This is a genomic window from Dapis purpurea BLCC-M126 (assembly GCF_050015975.1).
In the GTDB taxonomy this organism is placed as follows: domain Bacteria; phylum Cyanobacteriota; class Cyanobacteriia; order Cyanobacteriales; family Microcoleaceae; genus Trichodesmium.
The window spans coordinates 51,636-70,324 of the sequence record NZ_JBNHER010000196.1 but is presented as its reverse complement, the minus strand read 5'-3'; the positions used below and the strand labels follow the sequence as shown (position 1 = coordinate 70,324).

The 18,689-nt window shown below is 36.3% G+C and carries 13 protein-coding genes; 4 read left to right on the top strand and 9 right to left on the bottom strand.

What is annotated here, in order from left to right:
- Positions 1 to 115: 115 nt before the first annotated feature.
- The 9 genes from ACP6PL_RS17175 to ACP6PL_RS17135 form a co-directional block, all read right to left on the bottom strand.
- The gene (locus ACP6PL_RS17175) at positions 116 to 1,204 is read right to left on the bottom strand and encodes an ABC transporter substrate-binding protein (protein ID WP_426546480.1); all 1,089 of its coding nucleotides are present in this window, start codon (positions 1,202 to 1,204) and stop codon (positions 116 to 118) included.
- Between the two features lie 61 nt (positions 1,205 to 1,265).
- The gene (locus tag ACP6PL_RS17170; RefSeq protein WP_426546479.1) at positions 1,266 to 4,649 is read right to left on the bottom strand and encodes a TonB-dependent receptor domain-containing protein; all 3,384 of its coding nucleotides are present in this window, start codon (positions 4,647 to 4,649) and stop codon (positions 1,266 to 1,268) included.
- Between the two features lie 439 nt (positions 4,650 to 5,088).
- Positions 5,089 to 5,778, bottom strand: coding sequence for a calcium-binding protein (locus tag ACP6PL_RS17165; RefSeq protein WP_426546478.1), 690 nt, complete (start codon positions 5,776 to 5,778; stop codon positions 5,089 to 5,091).
- A gap of 124 nt (positions 5,779 to 5,902) precedes the next feature.
- A complete protein-coding gene (locus tag ACP6PL_RS17160) occupies positions 5,903 to 7,246 on the bottom strand; it encodes an MFS transporter (RefSeq protein ID WP_426546477.1) in 1,344 nt (447 codons plus the stop codon).
- Between the two features lie 559 nt (positions 7,247 to 7,805).
- On the bottom strand, positions 7,806 to 8,870 hold the full coding sequence (locus ACP6PL_RS17155) for a hypothetical protein (protein WP_426546476.1): 1,065 nt from the start codon (positions 8,868 to 8,870) through the stop codon (positions 7,806 to 7,808).
- 93 nt (positions 8,871 to 8,963) lie between these two features.
- Positions 8,964 to 10,439 carry an energy transducer TonB gene (locus ACP6PL_RS17150; protein WP_426546475.1) on the bottom strand — a complete coding sequence of 492 codons (1,476 nt, stop codon included), beginning with the start codon at positions 10,437 to 10,439 and terminating at the stop codon, positions 8,964 to 8,966.
- Positions 10,440 to 10,729: 290 nt separating this feature from the next.
- On the bottom strand, positions 10,730 to 11,137 hold the full coding sequence (locus ACP6PL_RS17145) for an ExbD/TolR family protein (protein WP_426546474.1): 408 nt from the start codon (positions 11,135 to 11,137) through the stop codon (positions 10,730 to 10,732).
- Between the two features lie 63 nt (positions 11,138 to 11,200).
- Positions 11,201 to 11,884 (bottom strand): MotA/TolQ/ExbB proton channel family protein, encoded by a 684-nt coding sequence (locus tag ACP6PL_RS17140; RefSeq protein ID WP_426546473.1) that lies wholly within the window; start codon positions 11,882 to 11,884, stop codon positions 11,201 to 11,203.
- Positions 11,885 to 12,213: 329 nt separating this feature from the next.
- Positions 12,214 to 13,539, bottom strand: coding sequence for an MFS transporter (locus ACP6PL_RS17135; RefSeq protein ID WP_426546472.1), 1,326 nt, complete (start codon positions 13,537 to 13,539; stop codon positions 12,214 to 12,216).
- 881 nt (positions 13,540 to 14,420) lie between these two features.
- On the opposite strand from ACP6PL_RS17135, the gene ACP6PL_RS17130 reads away from it, so the two are divergent.
- From ACP6PL_RS17130 to ACP6PL_RS17115, 4 genes are all read left to right on the top strand, one after another.
- The gene (locus tag ACP6PL_RS17130; protein WP_426546471.1) at positions 14,421 to 16,229 is read left to right on the top strand and encodes a fatty acyl-AMP ligase; all 1,809 of its coding nucleotides are present in this window, start codon (positions 14,421 to 14,423) and stop codon (positions 16,227 to 16,229) included.
- Entirely contained in the window at positions 16,214 to 17,179 is a 966-nt protein-coding gene (locus tag ACP6PL_RS17125; protein WP_426546470.1) for an acyl-CoA desaturase, read from the top strand. The genes ACP6PL_RS17130 and ACP6PL_RS17125 overlap by 16 nt, the downstream gene beginning before the upstream one ends.
- A 92-nt stretch (positions 17,180 to 17,271) precedes the next feature.
- Positions 17,272 to 17,538, top strand: a complete 267-nt coding sequence (locus ACP6PL_RS17120) for an acyl carrier protein (protein WP_426546469.1) — start codon at positions 17,272 to 17,274, stop codon at positions 17,536 to 17,538.
- 135 nt (positions 17,539 to 17,673) lie between these two features.
- Positions 17,674 to 18,555 (top strand): class I SAM-dependent methyltransferase, encoded by an 882-nt coding sequence (locus tag ACP6PL_RS17115; protein WP_426546468.1) that lies wholly within the window; start codon positions 17,674 to 17,676, stop codon positions 18,553 to 18,555.
- Positions 18,556 to 18,689: the final 134 nt, after the last annotated feature.

Sequence of the window (18,689 nt, the reverse complement as noted above, 5' to 3'; positions counted from 1 at the left end):
TTTAAAGCAAGAAGGAATAAGTTTTGTAGTCTACCTTTGTGAAAACCGCTATAAGATAAAAAAAAAATAGTTATTTGAAGGTAGTAAAACACTATCATTACTGACAAACAATTCCCTACTCTTCACTCACTAATTGATCCGAAAATAAATTTGGATAAATCTTAGGCATAGTTTGATCCAACAACAGACCTAAACCACGAGTTCCAAAAGCCATAATTTTAAATGGGTTAGTACCATAAACCCGTTGTTTTTTTACTGCTGTTAACTCTTGCCACAACGGACTATCTGAATAATTTACAAATTCTTTATAATTATCAACATCAAAAGAGGAGATAAAAATCACGTCCGGTTCCAATTTTGTAAGTCTTTCTAGAGAAAAAGGAACACCACCATGTATTCGAAGCAAGCTACTATCATATTCAGGAGACAAACAATTAGCAATTTGATTCAGGAACCGACAGTTGAGAGCTTTGTCTGTAAATATATTTAAATTTCCTGCTGGACTATGTATCAAGAGAAAGTTTTGATTTTTCGGCGATTTAGCTTTGTAAGTTGCTAATTTATCCAGAAATTTTTGAGCAGCTGCTTCAGCTTCAATATTCTTCTCTGTCAGTTGTCCAACTGTTTTCAAGTTGGCGATCGCCTCTGAATAAGTTGTAGGAATTGCCAGCATATAGAAAGGAACAACTCCTTTGAGTGCTTCCCTTGTTTTCTTGTGTATAGGAAGGCCAATAATTAAATCAGGCTTGAGTTGGACAATTTGCTCCAAATTTGACTCTAGATTACCTACACTAGCAATTTTGGAAATTTTTTTACCCTGCTCTCCAAACATATGAGGTTCTTGAACCCAATCAGCCATATTTTGTAAAATCCCGGCGGGTTCTATTCCTAATTCAGCTAAAATATCCAGGCAGACAGGATCAAGGCACAAAATACGCTCTGGAATTTTGTCTAAAACAATCTCAGTATTGGTGGAGTCAGTTACAGTTAGGGTTTCTTCTGTAGCAGTTTTAGTATTTTGCTCCTCAGACAATGTATCACTAGAATTTTTAGCTGGAGAACTACAACTGATTAAAGTTGTGAGTATTAAAAAAGTTGTAGCCAAGCGAAATATACTTACAGCAGATTTCACTTTGGTGAGATAAGCTATCGCGGGCAAGATGCCCGCACTGGGAATATTTAATTTGTTATGTCTGTGCTTCATACCTATTAACTATTAACTATTAACTATTAACTATTGACTATTGACTACTGACTACCGACCACTAAAAATCCAGAAAATAACGAATACTAAGAGACCTTCCGGGAGCTGCAAGATGCCTTTGTTCTTGAACGTCTGTAGAACGGAGTTGAGCAACAACAGGAAAATATTGATGGTTTAACAAGTTCTCAATACCTACCTCCAATCTGCCAAAACCAGTATCAAGAACACTAATAAAATCTACTGTAGTATAACCGGCAATTCTAACTTGGTCTACTCCATCATCAAAAGCTCGATCGCGATTAGTTACATACAACAGTTGTAAGCGATTTTTCCAACTACGCAAAGTTTGATTCTCTAAATAAAATGTTAACTTCATCGGTTGTGCCTCCAAGGTACTCAAAGGTTGCCAACTACGCTCTGTTCCAAGAAAATCACCCTCACCTTCCATCCAAGTCAATGTGCCACCAAGATTCCAGGTATTAGCTGGTTGCCAATCAAGAGTAGCTTCTACTCCATAGTTTCGTTGAGGAGTTCTCACAAACTGTGTAATAAGCTCACCAGGCACCAGAAATAAATTTTGTCCTTTATCAGCATGGTTATAATAACCTGCCACAGTAAACTGCACTGAGTCCCAAGTGCCACGCACCCCTATTTCATAATTATCTACCTTTTCCGGTTCCAATATTTCATCAATTGCAACATTAACGTCTCCTGGGTCACTATTGTTGAGAAAACTCAAGCTAGGAATACTAAAGCCTTGAGAAAAGTTGGCAAAGAAACTAATTGCTGATGAAGCCTTATAGAGAACTCCAAAATTCAAGGCTAAATCTGAAGCATCGCTTGAACTTCCTTCAAATTCATCCAAAGGATTTCCTGCCAAAACATCAACGAAATTCGCAAATGGACTTGCTTGCCACCCGTCAATATTGGCATAGATTTTTTCATAACGGGCACCTCCGCTGAGTATTAATTTTTGATTGACATCCCAATTTCCTTCAGCAAAAATTCCTAAGCTATTTAATACAAAACTAGGAGAAGTTCTGAGACTTTCTGTGATATTTACTTCTCGGTCTTCATCAAAAGCTACTGGATCTGCAAACAATTCCCTATTGTCATTTCTTTCATTTGTATAGTCAAAACCCCACCGTACACTTGCAGAATTATTAGCAATTGGTGTATTAATTTGAAATCTAGTTCCCACTTTGCTCTCAATTTGCCTGCCTTGTCTAACAAGAGGAGCGTCGGTGCCTACTTCTATACCAGATAATATCAGAGATATAAGTTCTCTGTTATCACCAACTTTACTTGTGGAATCTGTTTGTTGAAAAAAGAATTGAGTATAAAGCTGAGAACCCCAAAAAATACTATCATCGTTATAAGTTGCACTAACATTATGATTTGTCGTTTCTGGTATTTCTTCATAATCAAGCTTACCCAATCTTAATTCTCTGGCTTTTTGGATACCAGGAATTGATACAATGGCAGGATCTGAAAGATTTTCTGAGAAGATGCGGTCATTATAAACGTTATAATTAAATGCTAGTTTTTGATCTTCACTTATATCTACCCCCAGTTTGGTCAGAAAATTTAAGCTCCTTGCTCCATCTAAAAAATTTGATGGAATTACATCCCCGTCAGCATCGTACAATCTATTATTCTGATTTAGTGATGTCTGTAACCGCCAGTCAAATATTCCTTGATTCCCAGAAAAACTATAGCTAGAGTTGTAACCTATTCCATTCCCCGGAAACGCTTCATCACCTATAGAGTCGTTTATACCTACTCGTGTTTGTTGTTGAAGTTTAAATTCTGTAGGTTCGCGAGTAATAATATTAATAATTCCCCCACTTCCTCCAGTTCCATAGATAGAAGATGGTCCGCGAATCACTTCGATGCGTTCGATGGCTGATGGATCGATAATATTCACTCGCGAGCCACTCACGTTTGAATTTTGAACTACTCCATCAATTAGAATTAATGCGGGACGACCCCTCATATTTTGAGCGCGAGCCCCTCTTTCTACTTGATTAGGAGGTCCATAACCGGGAACAAGTCTGCCAAGTACATCTGTCAAACTATTGGTAGTACTAACTGCCCCTTGACTTTCTATCTGTTCACGATTGATGACTGTTGTACTACGGGGTATATCTTCTTGTTTTCTGCCAGTACGAGTAGCACTAATTACTACTTCTATTTCATCAGTGACAGGATTTACACTTAGAGTTAGCCCTTCATCTGCAGAAACTATGGCTGCTGTTGGTAGGTCTGTTTCTCCTTCTATCGTTACTCTAATACTATTACCATCTATTGTTCTGGCTGTAATATTAGTAATACCTTTGATGGGATTTCTAGTTGAAAATTCTTCTGCATCTGGAAGAGCTAGTACGGCATTAGGAATATTAGCAATTAGAGTATTTCCATCTACAGAACTCCTGAGTTGTAATTTTTCTCCATTCAGGGTTTCTAATACAATCTCTATACCTTCTTCTGTGGTGTTAACTTCAATATTCGTTACTTGGATTATTTGTTGGGCGATTCTGATATTTTCAGAAAAGTTAGTAATAACTATATCTGGTTGGTATAGTGCTGATGCGATGGTCAGAGGCTGTTGAATTTCATTAGTGCGGAATATTTTTGAGGATTGTTGGTTTAGCTTTTGTTCAATTTGATTATTCGGTTTTGCTACATTTTCTTCTCTACTATTAGAGACTATTTTCAGGGTTGACAAATTAAAATGACTCAGACTTTTTTCTGCTTGATTTTGTGAAAATAATTCAGGTGTAATTCCTTGTATTTCTTGAAAACTTTTCTGGCTTTGTTCGGTTTTTTTATTGAGATTTTTATTTGCCAGAGTTACATGAAAATGTTTCTCTTTTATGTTTTTATTTTCTGTATTTTGGGATTTTAATCCCTCAACTTCTAGCTTTTTTTTCAGGAGCTCGTGCCTACTGATTAATGTTCGTTTTTCTATGGGAGGCAATAATGTTAAAGAGTTTCCACTCGTAGGTAATTCTAGATAATTTTCATTCTGTATAGAAGCTATTAATTCTGATAATTTTAATGTATTGATTTGAGGGATTTCATTGTCTGTACTACTTACAGATATATCAATAAATCTTCCAGTAAATTTTTTCTGATGTTTTTTTGTTAATAATTTTTGTTCTAATATGGGTGTTAAGGGTGATATCTGATTTGTCAAAATAGGAAATCTTTGATTATCTCCTTTTTGAGGTAGATTATCCAGTAGTATTGAAATGTTATCCACATTATTAATGTAGATTCCCCGATCTGAATTGTTTATAGAATTAAATAGATTGTTGGTCTGGGTATTTAATAGAGTCAACTGATTTGAAAGGGGCAGTACCTTTGAGTTTGCTGGTGTTGCTACGAGAATTGATAAGGCTAAACCCAACCCTATTTCCCTTAATCTTGATTCATCGTTCACTTTTGATTTTATTAAATCCATTTTTTTCGTAAAACTACATAAAATTCCTGTGATTTACCAGAAAAGCACCCTTATCACTATAGCGTTTTTGAGTAGGCATGAGGTACGTCAACGATCCCCCGTGCATCCCCCTTAAAAAGTGGGACTTCCAGTTCCCCCCTTCTCAAGAGGATCGAAATAACGGTACCTCACAAAGGGTGGGAAATGCTATACATATCAATTTAAGTTTTTTCTAAGATTTTGCCATAATTAAAATGACAGTAAAATTCAGGCGATTTTTAATCTTTAATTGAGACTATAGCAATCCTAAATAGGTTGTGACAAATTAAAAAGTAAATAAAAAAGCTGAAACTCCTGCCTGTTGCCTGTTGCCTAAAAAGCAGTAAGATTTTTGCCACGAATAAAATAGGATTGCTATAGAGTCGAGTATTTTCTTCTCTTACAATTGAGTAAATTCAACCAAACCATTCCTAATATCTGCTTCCGTGGTCAGGAATATTTGAGCTATAGCTTGTCCACTTGGTGTCTGAAGCTCAAAATTTCTTAGTTCTGGTGGAGCTACATTAAATATGTCTTGAGGGATTTGTGTATTCTGTAGTATTTCTTGTAGAGAGAGTCCAGGAGGAAATAATGCAAATAAAGGCTCTCTGCCTGGCAAAGGTATCTCCTCTATAACTATATCTTCTGGTCTTAAACCTAAAAGTGCTAACCTATCACCCTCTGCAGCATTAAAATCCAGAAGTATGTCTGGTCCGTCACCGGTATCATCGGCGAATAATACAAATGTATCAGCACCTTCATTCCCTATAACCCCATCTGCACCTCTGTCACCAAATAATACGTCATTTCCCTGACCTCCAGCTATTAGATCCCGATCTTTGCCCCCTCTCAATGTGTCGTTCCCAGCACCTCCAATAATGAAATCTCGTTCATTATTACCATTAGCTTCGTCATCACCTTCCTCTAGGAATGCTTGATCGTTACCTTTGCCTAAGAGCATGACCTCATTACTACTTGAGCCTGTGAGAATATCATTTCCTCTCAAACCAAAGATACTAAAACCAGGTAGCAATTCTCCTGGTGAAAAAGTACGATTATCATCACCGTCTGTCAATAAGATATCTACCATTTTATATTCTCCCTACTTTTTTTACATTGCTTTTCGACAAAAAAACTAAGTTATAATGATAACTATATTCAGAGAATAAATTTGCCTCAAACGGATTTTTTTTTTGCCATTTCTGGAATTAATCTCACTTTCTACTGGATTCATCATGGTCTGGTAAATTAATTTCCACATTTCGTAGTGGATTAAAACTATATCCCAAAATAGTGATTATGATGCTGCAAAAACTAAGAATTGCTATTTGAAGCGCTATACCAGCACCAGCACCAGTACCAAACACACCACCAAATATCCCAGCGAAGTAACCATCCGTTTTCATTGCTGGTTCAAATATGTAGTCAGCTAACACACCACTAACTGCTATACCTAATGGAACAGTTATTTGAGTTGCCAGATAGCGGGCTGCAAACACTTTTCCTTGGACTGAAGGCTCTACTTTAGATAACCAAATTGCTTGATTGAAGCTACCAGGCAATGGAATAAAAAAGCCAGCTGAAAATGCTGCTGGTATCCACATTGAAGAACTTCGTCCTAATGCCAATAGTATTTTGGTTAATTCCCCTAGTCCAGTGCTAACTAAGAGACCGTTAATCCTTAACTTTGGACCTCCCCAAAGAGTTAGAACTGTAGCACCTACTGATGCACCTACTCCGAAAGCCATTTGTATGGTGCCAAGCACTACTGTGTTAGTATTACTACGAGCTAAGAACATGGGGCCTAAAAGTGCTGGTCCCGAAGATTGGGCTAGAAAGTTAGAAATTAGCAGAAAGATCATCAGAGCTAACAGCCCTTTTCTCTGAAAGATATAATGGAAGCCAAATATTAACTCGTCCCAATGCCAATTTTTACTACGAGAGTTTTCTACTTCAGAAGTCTTAGGTTGAGGAATATGCACGAACCACAGAATACTAACAGCAACAATAAAAGTCGTAATGTCAACAATAAGAATTCCTGTCAAACCAATTAAAGGGTAAAGAACTCCCGCACAAGCAGGACTTAAAACCAAAGAGATGCCATACTTAATTGACATCATTGCCGAACCTCTGGCATAATGCTTCTTTGGCACAATTGTAGACATGGAAGCAGAAAAAGCCAGATTTTGCAAATAACCAAATAATCCGTTAATAACTCTCGTCAAGTATATATGCCAGATTTCTAAGTTATTGCTTAGAAATAGTAGTAGGATAGCAATTGTGGACAATCCTGCTACTATATCGCCAACAATCATAAGTTGTTTCCGATTCCAACGATCTACTAAGATTCCAGCAAAAGATGATGCGATTAATGTGGGTAGATGAGAAAATAAGAAGATTAAAGATAAAGGTGTTGCTTTACCAGTTAATTCCCAAGCCCAGATTGCGATCGCAAAATGTGTCATTTCTGAACCAATGGCAGATACAAATTGACCCCCCCAAATTGTTAGGAAAGTACCGAGACTACTGGGTATTTTTTCTGACTCTGTGGTGGTCATGTATTTGTTTGCTATTTTATTTTGGTAGTGATGTACAAGTAGCGATTTTGTATGATATCCTAAAAAAAATCAAGTAGTCAAGTGATGTACAAGTAGCGATTTTGTATGATATCCTAAAAAAAATCAAGTAGTCAAGGGAATACTATTTGGCGTAAAACTAAGAATCTAAGATATTTTCTGTTCCTTGTTTCCTAACTCTGCCTTAAATCACTACATCTACAGGAGTACCGTTATTTTTATATTGAGATTGATTTGAAAAAACTAACTAATTATACTGCTTTTAATTAACATGGAATACAAGATTCAGGTCTTGAATAGAAATCTCCGACAATAAAAAATAAAATCAATTATTGTACATAAATCATCAATTATTTCCCTCTAATCCATGCTTTGTAGGGACGTTGTATCTAACGTCCCTACCTTCCTCTTTAGTGGTCTAATTTATAAAAATTCAAACATACTTATCTTGTCTCTTTAGTCTACTTTTGTGAAAATTACTATAAAGAAAGACGAAATAAGCAAGCTTTATTGACGATTTAAATTTAATTGAATTATGGAATTACTGCTTAATTTTTCCTTCAACCCAAGTTCCTTCTACTTTAGTACCATCAGCAAAAATATAAACTCCTTCACCATGTTTTTTGCCGTTTTTAAATTCTCCATCATAGCTTTCGCCATCAGCGTATTTGCAAACAACATTACCATTAAAATTACCATTTTTTAATTCTCCCTCACAGCGATCGCCATTAGTAAAACTATAGACTCCCCTACCATCCATCTTGCCATTCCGAAATTCTCCCTCATAACTATTACCATCAGCAAAATTCAGAACTCCTTGACCGTCGGGTTCTCCATTCTTAAATTCTCCATCATAGCGGTTGCCATTTGCATATTCTCGCAGACCTTTGCCATCAAATTTACCATCTTTGAATCCTCCATCATAGCGACCACCGGCTGCAAATGTATATACTCCTCTACCATTGTATTTACCATTAGCAAATTCTCCGTCGTAGCGATCGCCATTTGCTAAAGTATAAACTCCTTTTCCATCCCTCTGACCATTACGCAATTGTCCTTCATATTTGTTTCCCGTAGAATATTCACAGTAACCAGTGCTATTCAACTTTCCATTTGTTACTTGTCCTTCACAACGGTCTCCTTTAGCAGTAATAAATGCACCTTTGCCACTTGGTTGACCTGCTTGAAAATCTCCCTCATAACGGGCACCACTCGCAGAAACGAAAGTACCTTTACCGTCTAACTTGCCATTCGATACCTCTCCGTCGTAGCGATCGCCATTGGCAAATTCCCAAACTCCAGTACCATTAAATTCACCATCTCTAAAATCTCCCTCATAGCGACCCCCATCAGCAAAAGTATATGTTCCTTTACCATCCGGTTTACCATCAACAAAGTTACCTTCGTAGCTAGCACCATCAGGATATTTGCAGACTCCCTGACCATTTAATTTACCATTTTGGACTTTTCCATCACAGGTAGTACCATCGGGAGAAGTAACTTGTTCAGCAATTGTAAGTTGTGGTAAGATAACCAAGCTTGTGATATAGCAACTAGAAGCTGCCAATAAAATAATTCCTAATTTTTTTTTGATTAAATTTATCATTTTAATATCAAATAAAATTGACTGATTGTTTTTTAATTTTTCTAGTAATTTATCTACTGACTATTGACTATTGATTATTGACTACTCAAATAATCATCTCAAACGAAATTTGAGCGTAACTAAAACTCCTAGTTTGCCTCCATCTTTTGGATCTAATTTCCATTCTTTTACTGCTTCCATTGCAGCTTCATCTAATATGTCATGACCACTAGATTTTTCTATATAAACATTAGTTACATTACCATCAAAATCAATATCAATTCTTAACTTAGGGTTTCCCTCCAACCCTTGATCCCTAGCTAAACTAGGATAATCAGGCTGAGGACAATCAATACAAGATACACCACCAGAACCGGAACCAGAGCTAGAACCAGAACCAGAGCTAGGTTTTTTAGGTCTCTGTCTTGAACCACCAAAACCTTCTAAAGGAGACCCCGCTGCTGCTAGTTCCCCACTACCAGGGTTGCCTGAATTTCTGCCACTACCATCTTCAAAGTTACCAAGGCCACTCAAAGCATCTCCAATGCCTGAGTTAGATTGACCACTAGCATTAGGTTGAGTTCCTACTTCTCCAGGTAATGATGGACGAGAACCTTCTCCTGTATTATCAGAACTTAGGGGCGATCCAAACTGACTGTTGCTATTACTAGGATTAGCAGAATTTGTAGCTACATCTCCAAAACTACTTTCTTCGCTCAGGGAACTACCAATATTTGAGTCTGACTGACTAACACTAGGTTGAGTTCCTACTGCTCTTGGGGGTCTTGTTGGTACAGAGCGTTCTGTCTCAATAGGACTAGATGGGGAACTTTCTAGAGCGCCAATGTCGCTGGAGACATCCTCAAAATCACTTTGTTCGCTCAGAGAATTGCTCAAGTTTGAGCTAGGTTCCTCAAAACTAGGTTGAGTTACCTCTGGAACTTCTGGTTTTGGTACTTCTGGAGGAATATTAGCTGCTATAGGTGCTGAAAAGGAGTCTGATGTTGTTTCTGGAGTAGATGCACTGTCTGGTTGTACCTCCGCTATGGAGTCTGGAGAAAAAGCTGCTGTTGATGGGTTTGGTTGAGTAATGGGTTCTGCAACAACAGGTTCTGGTTCCGGTAATGGTTCTAACTGTTGGGGTTGCTCAATGGGTTCAAGTGCTGTTTCTGTTGGTAGTTCGGGAGAAGAAGGTTCTACTGTTTCTGATATTGCCGTTTCCGTTGGTATTTCCGGAGGAACAATTTCCTGGGGTTGGGTAATAGCTGTTTCCACTGGTTCAGGGGGTATAACCTCTTGCTCTTCGACTATCTCTTCTGGTTCCGGTTCTTCTACTATTTCTTCTGGTTCTGGTTCCTCTACTTTTTCTTCAACTTCTGGTTCTGGTGGAGCTTCTTCTGGTTCTTCTACAAAAATTAGTTCGATTGCATCTTCCTCTTGTTCTGGGGGTCGATCCAACATTCCAGATATTGCTAATGTGAGAACTCCTACATGGAGAATGGTCGAACACAACAAACCATAAATGACGAACTTTTTTACCGTTCGTCTATCTTTTTGCTGTTGTTCTATACAAGTAATTGAAAGACTCATATATCTTTAAAAAAATTTATAATTTAACTTAATTTCTCCTCAAAATATTGAAAATATAGATAGTTTATCAGGACAATAATTTACCAACGGATAATTTCATTAATTGATAATTATTTAGTTTGAAAATTTTGGTACAAGAATGAATTTTTGGGGATTGTTTTCAAAAGAAAGAGCTTTTATACGAGATTTAGTATTTTAATTCATTATCAATTGTCAATTATTAATTATTAAATCCACTATCCATTATTCACTATTTATTCATTATCAATTATCCATTATCCATTAATCAACTACTTTGGTTTTTTAGTAGCGATCGCCAGTTTTACTTCATCTATTCGTCGCAGTTGATCCATAACCGCTACTACATCACCATGATCTACATCTTCATCCGCTTTTATTGTGACTATAGATGTTTGATTTGGTAATACAAGTTGACGTACTTCTTTTTCCAAAGCATCTACTTCTATAAGTTCGCGATTGAGAAATACTTTTCCTACTTCATCAATAGTTACAGTTATTTGTTCAGTTCGTTGAAGTTGAGATGTAGCAGCTTTTGGTAAGTCAACTGGTAAACCTTCTGAACGGGTTAAAAATAATGTAGAAATGATAAAGAATGCCAAGATAGAAAATATAACATCAATCATTGGCAAAATATTTATCTGAGGTGCTACATCTAGATCATCATCAATTAAACGCATGATTTAGTAATTTTAATCTCTTAGTTATATATGTTATTTTTTGCTAAAAATATTGATTTTTTTTTAAGCTCTAAAATTGGATACTTCTAAAGATTTATTGGGAGTAGGTTTAAAGTCAAAATCTCCTCTTTCATAATGAATACGATAGAGAAGTTCAAGCTGACCACCGTACTCTTGAATCAAAGCTATTTGTCGTTTATAAAATCCCCGAAACATATTGCTAAATACTAGGGTAAAAATAGCTACTACTAATCCTAATACTGTTGATGCTAAAGCTTCACTAATACCACCTGTGACTCCAGCACTACTACTACCACCAACATCTCCTATATTTAAGGAAGCAAAAGAGGTAATTAATCCTAAAACAGTTCCTAACAAACCGAGTAGAGGAGCAACATTAATAATAGTGTCAAATACCGTGTTAAAACGACGGAGATTAGGAAGTTCTGCTGAGGAAGCACTTTCTAGAGCTAGGCGCATTTCATCTGGAGTCGGTTGCTCTAACTCTAAAGCTTCTAGAAAAATGCGAGGGATAGGTAAGTCAGCGTTTTGCTTAAGTATGTTTAGAGCAGTATAAGCATCTGTTCTGTATGTTTTCAGTACCTTTTGCACTAATAAACTTTGTCGTCGCAAAACTTTAAACCAAAATGCTCCACGCTCTATAACTAGAGCTATCGCTACAAGGGAAAATAGCAATAGTGGCCAGGCAACAATGCCTGCATTCGTAATAAATTGACTAATTTGCATTACATCTATAATTTAGTAGTATTTATGGACAAAAGCTAAATGAAATTTAGTCTAACATAGATTTGTTAATAAATAGGAATTTCTTCCAATAATTTTTTTGTAAGTGATGAGACATACAATAGAATAATCATAATGTTTGCTCAAACTGTACTAAAATTATTTGAAAATCTTTATTGCTATTTATTATCATATATCTTGGATATAAGAACTGCAACTAAAGCCCATTAAGAGTGGCAAAAATTACATAAGGAGAGCAAATGAAAGATATTTATCTAGCCTATTTGCTATGAAGCAATTTGTGGTTTAGTATTAATCTGTTCTATTAACTACTAACTATCGTGGTCTGGCAGTATAAATTCCACATTCCTTAGATTATGGAAACTATATCCACATAAACAGATGACTATACCTAAGCCAGAAAATAGGGCAATTTGTAATGCCATACCAGCACCAGCACCAGTACCAAATAAACCACCAAAGATATTAGCTAAGGAACCACCTGTTTCCATAGCAGGTTCAAATATGTTGTCAGCTAAAGGACCGCTAATTCCCAAACCCAATGGAGTAGTTATTTGAGCTATGAGAAAACGAGAAGCAAAAATTCTTCCTTGAATACCAGGTTCCACTTTAGAAAGCCAAATTGCTTGATTGCAACTACCCAACCAAGGCATAAAAAAACCACCAGAAGTAGCTGTTACAATCCAAATCAAAGGCTCTCGTGCTAAACTAAACAGGATTTTGGCAAATTGTGTCACTCCAGTACCTATCAATATTCCATGAATTCGTAACTTTGGTCCTCCCCAAATACTAAACATCATCGCACCTATTGAAGCACCGACTCCAAAAGCAATGTTGACACTTGCAAGTATCTCTGGATTGTTATTAGTTCGAGCTAGAATCATAGATGAGAAAACTGCCATTCCGACTTTATCTACAAAATTATTGGTTAGCAGAAATGTAAGGAGAGCTAATAAACTTGGTCTGGCGAATATATAACGGAAACCAAAAGTTAATTCTGGCAATATTTTATTGTCACTGAAGTTTTCTATTTTAGGAATGGAAGGCTGAGGAATATGTACCAACAACAGAGTAGTACCTGCAATAATACAGGTGATGACATCAATAAGTAGGATACCTTTTAAACTAATGATTGGGTAAAAAGCTCCTGCAAGTGCCGGACCTAAAATTACAGAGCTAGCTAGCTTTAATGATGACATTGCCGAGCATCTTGCGTAATGCTGTTTTGGTACTATTGTAGACATGGAAGCAGAGTAGGCTAGACTTTGGAAATATCCAAATAAGCCGTTGATCGCTGTTGTTACATATAGATGCCAAATTTGTAAGTTGTTGTTTAGCAGTAGTAGTAAAATGGCAATAGTAGATAAGGCAGCTATTGCATCCCCTACTATCATCAGTTGCTTCCTATTCCAACGGTCTACTAATATTCCGGCAAAACAAGCTGCAATGACTGTGGGCGTCTGGGTAAAGAATAAGATTAGAGATAAAGGTGTTGCTTTACCTGTTAGTTCCCAAGCCCAGATAGCGATCGCAAAACTTGTCATGTTAGAGCCGATAGTTGAGACTAATTGACCTCCCCAAATTATGAAGAAAGTTTGCAAGCTCGTCGGTTCTCTTGGCGACGTTTTTACGGTCATGTATTCATATGGTATTTAGTTTTATTTTTAATTAAATTTTATGATTATTTAATTTCAAGTGTTTCTAGATAAGTTAACATAGATTTATTAGAAATAACTGTAATTCAACAAAAAATCCATTTAAGGCGATAAATCCATTTAAGGCAATATTGATCTTTCTGGCAATAGCTATATTATAAAGAAAATATAAAATAAAAATTGTTCTAAGTAGAAAGGTGTTATCAGTTTTTTTAAACTTCTTAGTTAAAAATTTGAGAAACTGATATTATGTTCGCCAAAGCTAGCTGAAATTTTGAGGTTCCTTTGGGTTCACTGACTCAATTTAGGCTTGTAAGTCACGATAGTATATAACAAAAACAAATTATTAATTTTTTGTTAATAATATTTATTTATGGTAGTTGCCAAATTGAAACCAAGTAGTTAACATATTAATAGAATTTTATTGAGATGTTATATCAATAAGTTATAAGGCAAAATTTTTATAGATACGGTTATGCTATAACACCTTCAATATTGTGAAATCTAAGTTTTCCTTGCACAATTTTATCTAAAAATGAAGGTATGTAGTCCAGATAGAGCAAATATAAGGGTATTTTTTTAAGAAAATTTCTTAATTAGTATGTTATTTTGTTTCTGTAAAAGCAAACCGATCATTTAACTTTGATGCAAATCTACTACAAGGCAAAAGATAAATAGCTACATACTATGTAGTAAACGCAATAAAACTATGAAGACCATCAAAACAATATATCTAGCATCAGTAGTTTCTGTAGGGATCATGTAGCAGAAGCAACTATGGTTTAGTTCCCTTCGTCCAAATTTTAGATGTTGAAAAATGACGAATTTAATATTTATTGACATAAAAATAGGGTGCAGTATTTATGAAGCAGTTATACGAAAAATTTTCTATAGAACACAGACTAAAATGCAATACATTAGTAGATTTACTAATTAGTCTAGCTAGTCATCAACCAAACAAAATTGCTTATACTTTCCTTGAGGATGGAGAAGCAAAAGAAATTAGTCTAACTTATCAAGAATTAGATCGGCAAGCACGAGCGATCGCCAATCAAATTTTATCAGTAACAACCAGTGGCTCAACTGCTTTGCTACTCTACCCGTCTGGTTTAGAATTTATCACTGCATTTTTTGGATGTTTGTATGCGGGAGTTATTGCAGTACCAGCTTATCCACCGCGTCGCAATCAAAATATGTCTAGGCTAGAAGCAATTATTACAGATTCTCAGGCAACAGTAGCACTGACTACTAAAGATATATTAGTTAATATCAAAACTCGGTTGGCAGAAAATTCTGAATTAATTAACTTAGAATGGTTAGCAACTGATATTATAGCCACAGAAGCAACAGATAATTTGGTAGACATTCCCTACATCTCTAGGGATACCATAGCGTTCCTACAATACACTTCTGGTTCTACGGGCACTCCAAAAGGAGTAATAGTAAGCCATAGAAATTTGCTTTATAATGAGGAAATGGTTAGAGTAGCTTACCAACATACAGAGAAAACAATATTTGTTGGTTGGTTGCCTCTATTCCACGACATGGGGTTAATTGGTAATGTACTGCAACCTTTATATCTAGGCATACCCTGCATTTTAATATCGCCAGTAGCATTTCTCCAAAAACCTTTCCGTTGGTTACAAGCAATTTCTCGCTATCATGCAACAACCAGTGGTGGGCCTAATTTTGCTTACGATCTCTGCGTGCGTAAAATTACACCGGAACAGAAAGCTACTCTTGACTTAAGTAGTTGGGAATTAGCTTTTAGTGGAGCGGAGCCAGTAAGAGCAGAAACGTTAGAAAATTTTACTAACAGTTTTGCATCTTGCGGTTTTCGTCGCGAAGTATTTTACCCATGTTATGGTATGGCTGAGGCGACATTATTTGTTTCTGGAGGACTAAAGGCAGCAGCACCTCTAGTTTGCTCTGTAGAAAGTAATAGTTTAGAACAAAACCAGATCGTTGCAGTTTCCGATAGCAACATCTCACAAAAAGAGGTAAAAAATATTGTTGGTTGTGGTCGAGCATGGTTAAATGAGGAAATAGTTATTGTCGATCCTGAATCTTTAACACAATGTCCAGCAGGTCAAGTAGGAGAAATATGGGTTTCCGGTACAAATGTAGCTCTCGGATATTGGCATCGACCTGTGGAAACAGAGAACACTTTTAACGCCTATATTGCAGATACTAACAAAGGTCCGTTTCTCCGCACAGGAGATTTAGGCTTTTGTATTGATGGCGAGTTATTTGTTACTGGGAGACTTAAGGATGTAATTATTATTCGCGGTCGCAACCATTATCCTCAAGATATTGAACTGACAATAGAAAGAAGTCATCCAGCACTTCGCTCTAATAGTGGAGCAGCTTTTTCCCTGGATATTAATGGTAAAGAGGAGTTGGTAATAGTTCAAGAAGTAGAACGAACTTATTTGCGTTCTATGAATGTAAAAGAAATTGTGGGGAATATTCGTCAAGCTGTTGGTGAAGAACATGAACTGGAAATCTATGCTATTCTTCTATTGAAGACTGCTAGCATTCCCAAAACTTCTAGTGGTAAAATTCAGCATTATGCTTGCAAAAAAGGTTTTATCAAGGGAAGTTTAAATGTCGTCGCAAAGTGGAGTAAAAATCCTCAGAAGTTGGAGGCTTATTTATGTCAATATCAATAACGAGAAAATTAGAAACCCAAGAAGAACCACTTCAGAGAAAAAGAATAACAATTGAAAGCGATCGCCTAAAAAAAACACAACAAATTCATGCTTTAGCAATTAACATCATTCCTTTATTAGGCTCTATTGCTGCAATTATAATTGCTTTTTACTGGGGCATTGGCATAGTAGAAGTAGGATTATTCTTAGGAATGTACGTTCTGACTTTTCTGGGAATTACTGTTGGTTTCCATAGGCTGTTTGCTCATTGTGCTTTTCAAACCACTACTCCTGTTAAAGTTATCTTAGCAGTACTTGGTTGTATGGCTTTTCAAGGCCCTGTAACCTATTGGGTTAGCAATCATAGACGTCACCACCAGTACAGCGATCGCCCAGGAGACCCTCATTCTCCCTATTGCTCTGAAGGTGATGAGCAATACTTAAGTCAAACTCAAGGGTTATGGCACGCTCAAATTGGCTGGACGTTCACTCACAAAATCACAAATACTTTATTTTTTGCTAAAGATTTACTTCGGGATAAATATGTTGCTAAAGTCAACCAACTTTACTACGTTTGGGTAATAATGGGAATTGCCATTCCTACTATTTTAGGAGGCATATTAACGGGAACTTGGAAAGGCTTATTATCAGGATTTTTATGGGGAGGTGCGGTACGTTTATTTTTGTCTTATCATTTTACAAACAGTATTAACTCCATTACTCATTTATATGGCACTCGTCCTTTTAATACTCGCGAGCAAAGTACAAACAATATCTGGCTAGCTATTCCTACTCAGGGAGAATCTTGGCATAACAATCATCATGCTTTTCCTAATTCCGCAAAATTTGGTTTAAAGTGGTGGCAGATAGACTTTGGTTATTGGGCGATCCGTACTTTACAATTGATAGGGTTAGCGTGGAATGTTAAATCTCCTACTAGAGAAATGATAGAGGCTAAAAATAGAGGATAAAAAAAAATAATTCGATGCTTGGGTCTCCAAGAAAACACCTCGTAACTACAACAACACTTAACGTACACTAATAGTAAGACTAAAACAAAAAAATGCAAACTCAAAATAATCAATTGACACAGGCAGAAATTCAAGAGTGGTTGGTCTCCTACTTAGCTGAAACCTTAGAGATAGATAAAAATGATGTCGATATTGAAGAACCATTTACCCGCTATGGCTTAGATTCATCGTCAGCAATTGTGATGACTGGAGATTTAGGAACTTTTTTGGGTTTTGACATCGATCCTACAATACCATACGATTACCCAACTATCGAAGCTTTAGCTAAATATTTGGAGGAGCAAAAAAAAGTTGCATAGACTATTAAGGTCTATTAAAAGATACAAAAAAATATTCTGAGAGTTACTTTTGTAACATTAACTTTGGAAATTTTTCAAAGCTTACAAAGACAAACAGTAAACAAAACCAATTGAACCAGGGATCACCAAAGAAAAATGACTAACACAACAACTAAAAATCCTGGAACTTCTTCTGAAGCTCTACACTATCATTACGATATTAGCAACAATTTTTATCAGCTTTGGCTAGACCCGAGTCTGACATATTCCTGCGCACTTTGGGAAGAGAATGAGGGGTATGAATCTCACGAAATAGCCCAAATTAGGAAACTGGATTTTCATATTAATCAAGCTAGGGTAAAAGATGCAAAAAGAGTATTGGATATAGGGTGTGGTTGGGGTTCTACTTTGAAACGTCTAGCCGATGTTTATAAAGTAGAACGCGCTGTAGGAATAACCTTAACTAAATCTCATGCAGATGCAATTACTGCTTTTAAGAATCCGAATATAGAGGTGCTGCTTGAAAGTTGGGCAGAGCATTCTCCAGCAGAACCTTATGACGGGATTATTTCCTTAGAAGCATTCGAGCATTTTGCTAAATTAAATGCTTCCGAAGCTGAAAAATTGGAGGGTTATCGTTCTTTTTTCTCCCAATGTCATTCTTTCTTAAAACCAGGTGGTTGGATATCGATTCAAACAATTATATATGGGAACTCAACTAAAGAAGACTTCAGTAAATTTTGTGCGGAGAAAGTTTTCCCAGATTCTGATTTACCTCGCTTATGGGAGATCGTAAAAGCAAGCGAAGGACTTTTTGAAATAGTAGCTTTACGAACAGATCGCGAACATTATGTCCGTACATTTAAAGCTTGGCTGAAAAAGTTGAAGGAAAATAGACAACAAGCTGTAGATTTAGTAGGTGAAGAATCAGTTGCCAGATATGAGAAATATTGCGGTCTATTTATGATTGGTTTTCATACAGGAACAATGGATTTATCACGTATTGCTATGCGTCGCATTGACAAGCCACGTTTTTAATCACTGTTCAGTTTTTTCCTAACCTGATTAATCTTTGAATTTACCAAAACCAAAATTGTTCTTATCGGTACTTTGATATTTTTCACGGCGAAAATTGCTTCAAACCCAGTATTAGTAAGGAAAATACCTCAAAC

Coding starts and splice junctions, on each gene's coding strand:
- ACP6PL_RS17175 (WP_426546480.1), bottom strand. CDS start 1,204: ATGAAGCACAGACATAACAAATTAAATATTCCCAGTGCGGGCATCTTG.
- ACP6PL_RS17165 (WP_426546478.1), bottom strand. CDS start 5,778: ATGGTAGATATCTTATTGACAGACGGTGATGATAATCGTACTTTTTCA.
- ACP6PL_RS17160 (WP_426546477.1), bottom strand. CDS start 7,246: ATGACCACCACAGAGTCAGAAAAAATACCCAGTAGTCTCGGTACTTTC.
- ACP6PL_RS17155 (WP_426546476.1), bottom strand. CDS start 8,870: ATGATAAATTTAATCAAAAAAAAATTAGGAATTATTTTATTGGCAGCT.
- ACP6PL_RS17150 (WP_426546475.1), bottom strand. CDS start 10,439: ATGAGTCTTTCAATTACTTGTATAGAACAACAGCAAAAAGATAGACGA.
- ACP6PL_RS17145 (WP_426546474.1), bottom strand. CDS start 11,137: ATGCGTTTAATTGATGATGATCTAGATGTAGCACCTCAGATAAATATT.
- ACP6PL_RS17140 (WP_426546473.1), bottom strand. CDS start 11,884: ATGCAAATTAGTCAATTTATTACGAATGCAGGCATTGTTGCCTGGCCA.
- ACP6PL_RS17135 (WP_426546472.1), bottom strand. CDS start 13,539: ATGACCGTAAAAACGTCGCCAAGAGAACCGACGAGCTTGCAAACTTTC.
- ACP6PL_RS17130 (WP_426546471.1), top strand. CDS start 14,421: ATGAAGCAGTTATACGAAAAATTTTCTATAGAACACAGACTAAAATGC.
- ACP6PL_RS17125 (WP_426546470.1), top strand. CDS start 16,214: ATGTCAATATCAATAACGAGAAAATTAGAAACCCAAGAAGAACCACTT.
- ACP6PL_RS17120 (WP_426546469.1), top strand. CDS start 17,272: ATGCAAACTCAAAATAATCAATTGACACAGGCAGAAATTCAAGAGTGG.
- ACP6PL_RS17115 (WP_426546468.1), top strand. CDS start 17,674: ATGACTAACACAACAACTAAAAATCCTGGAACTTCTTCTGAAGCTCTA.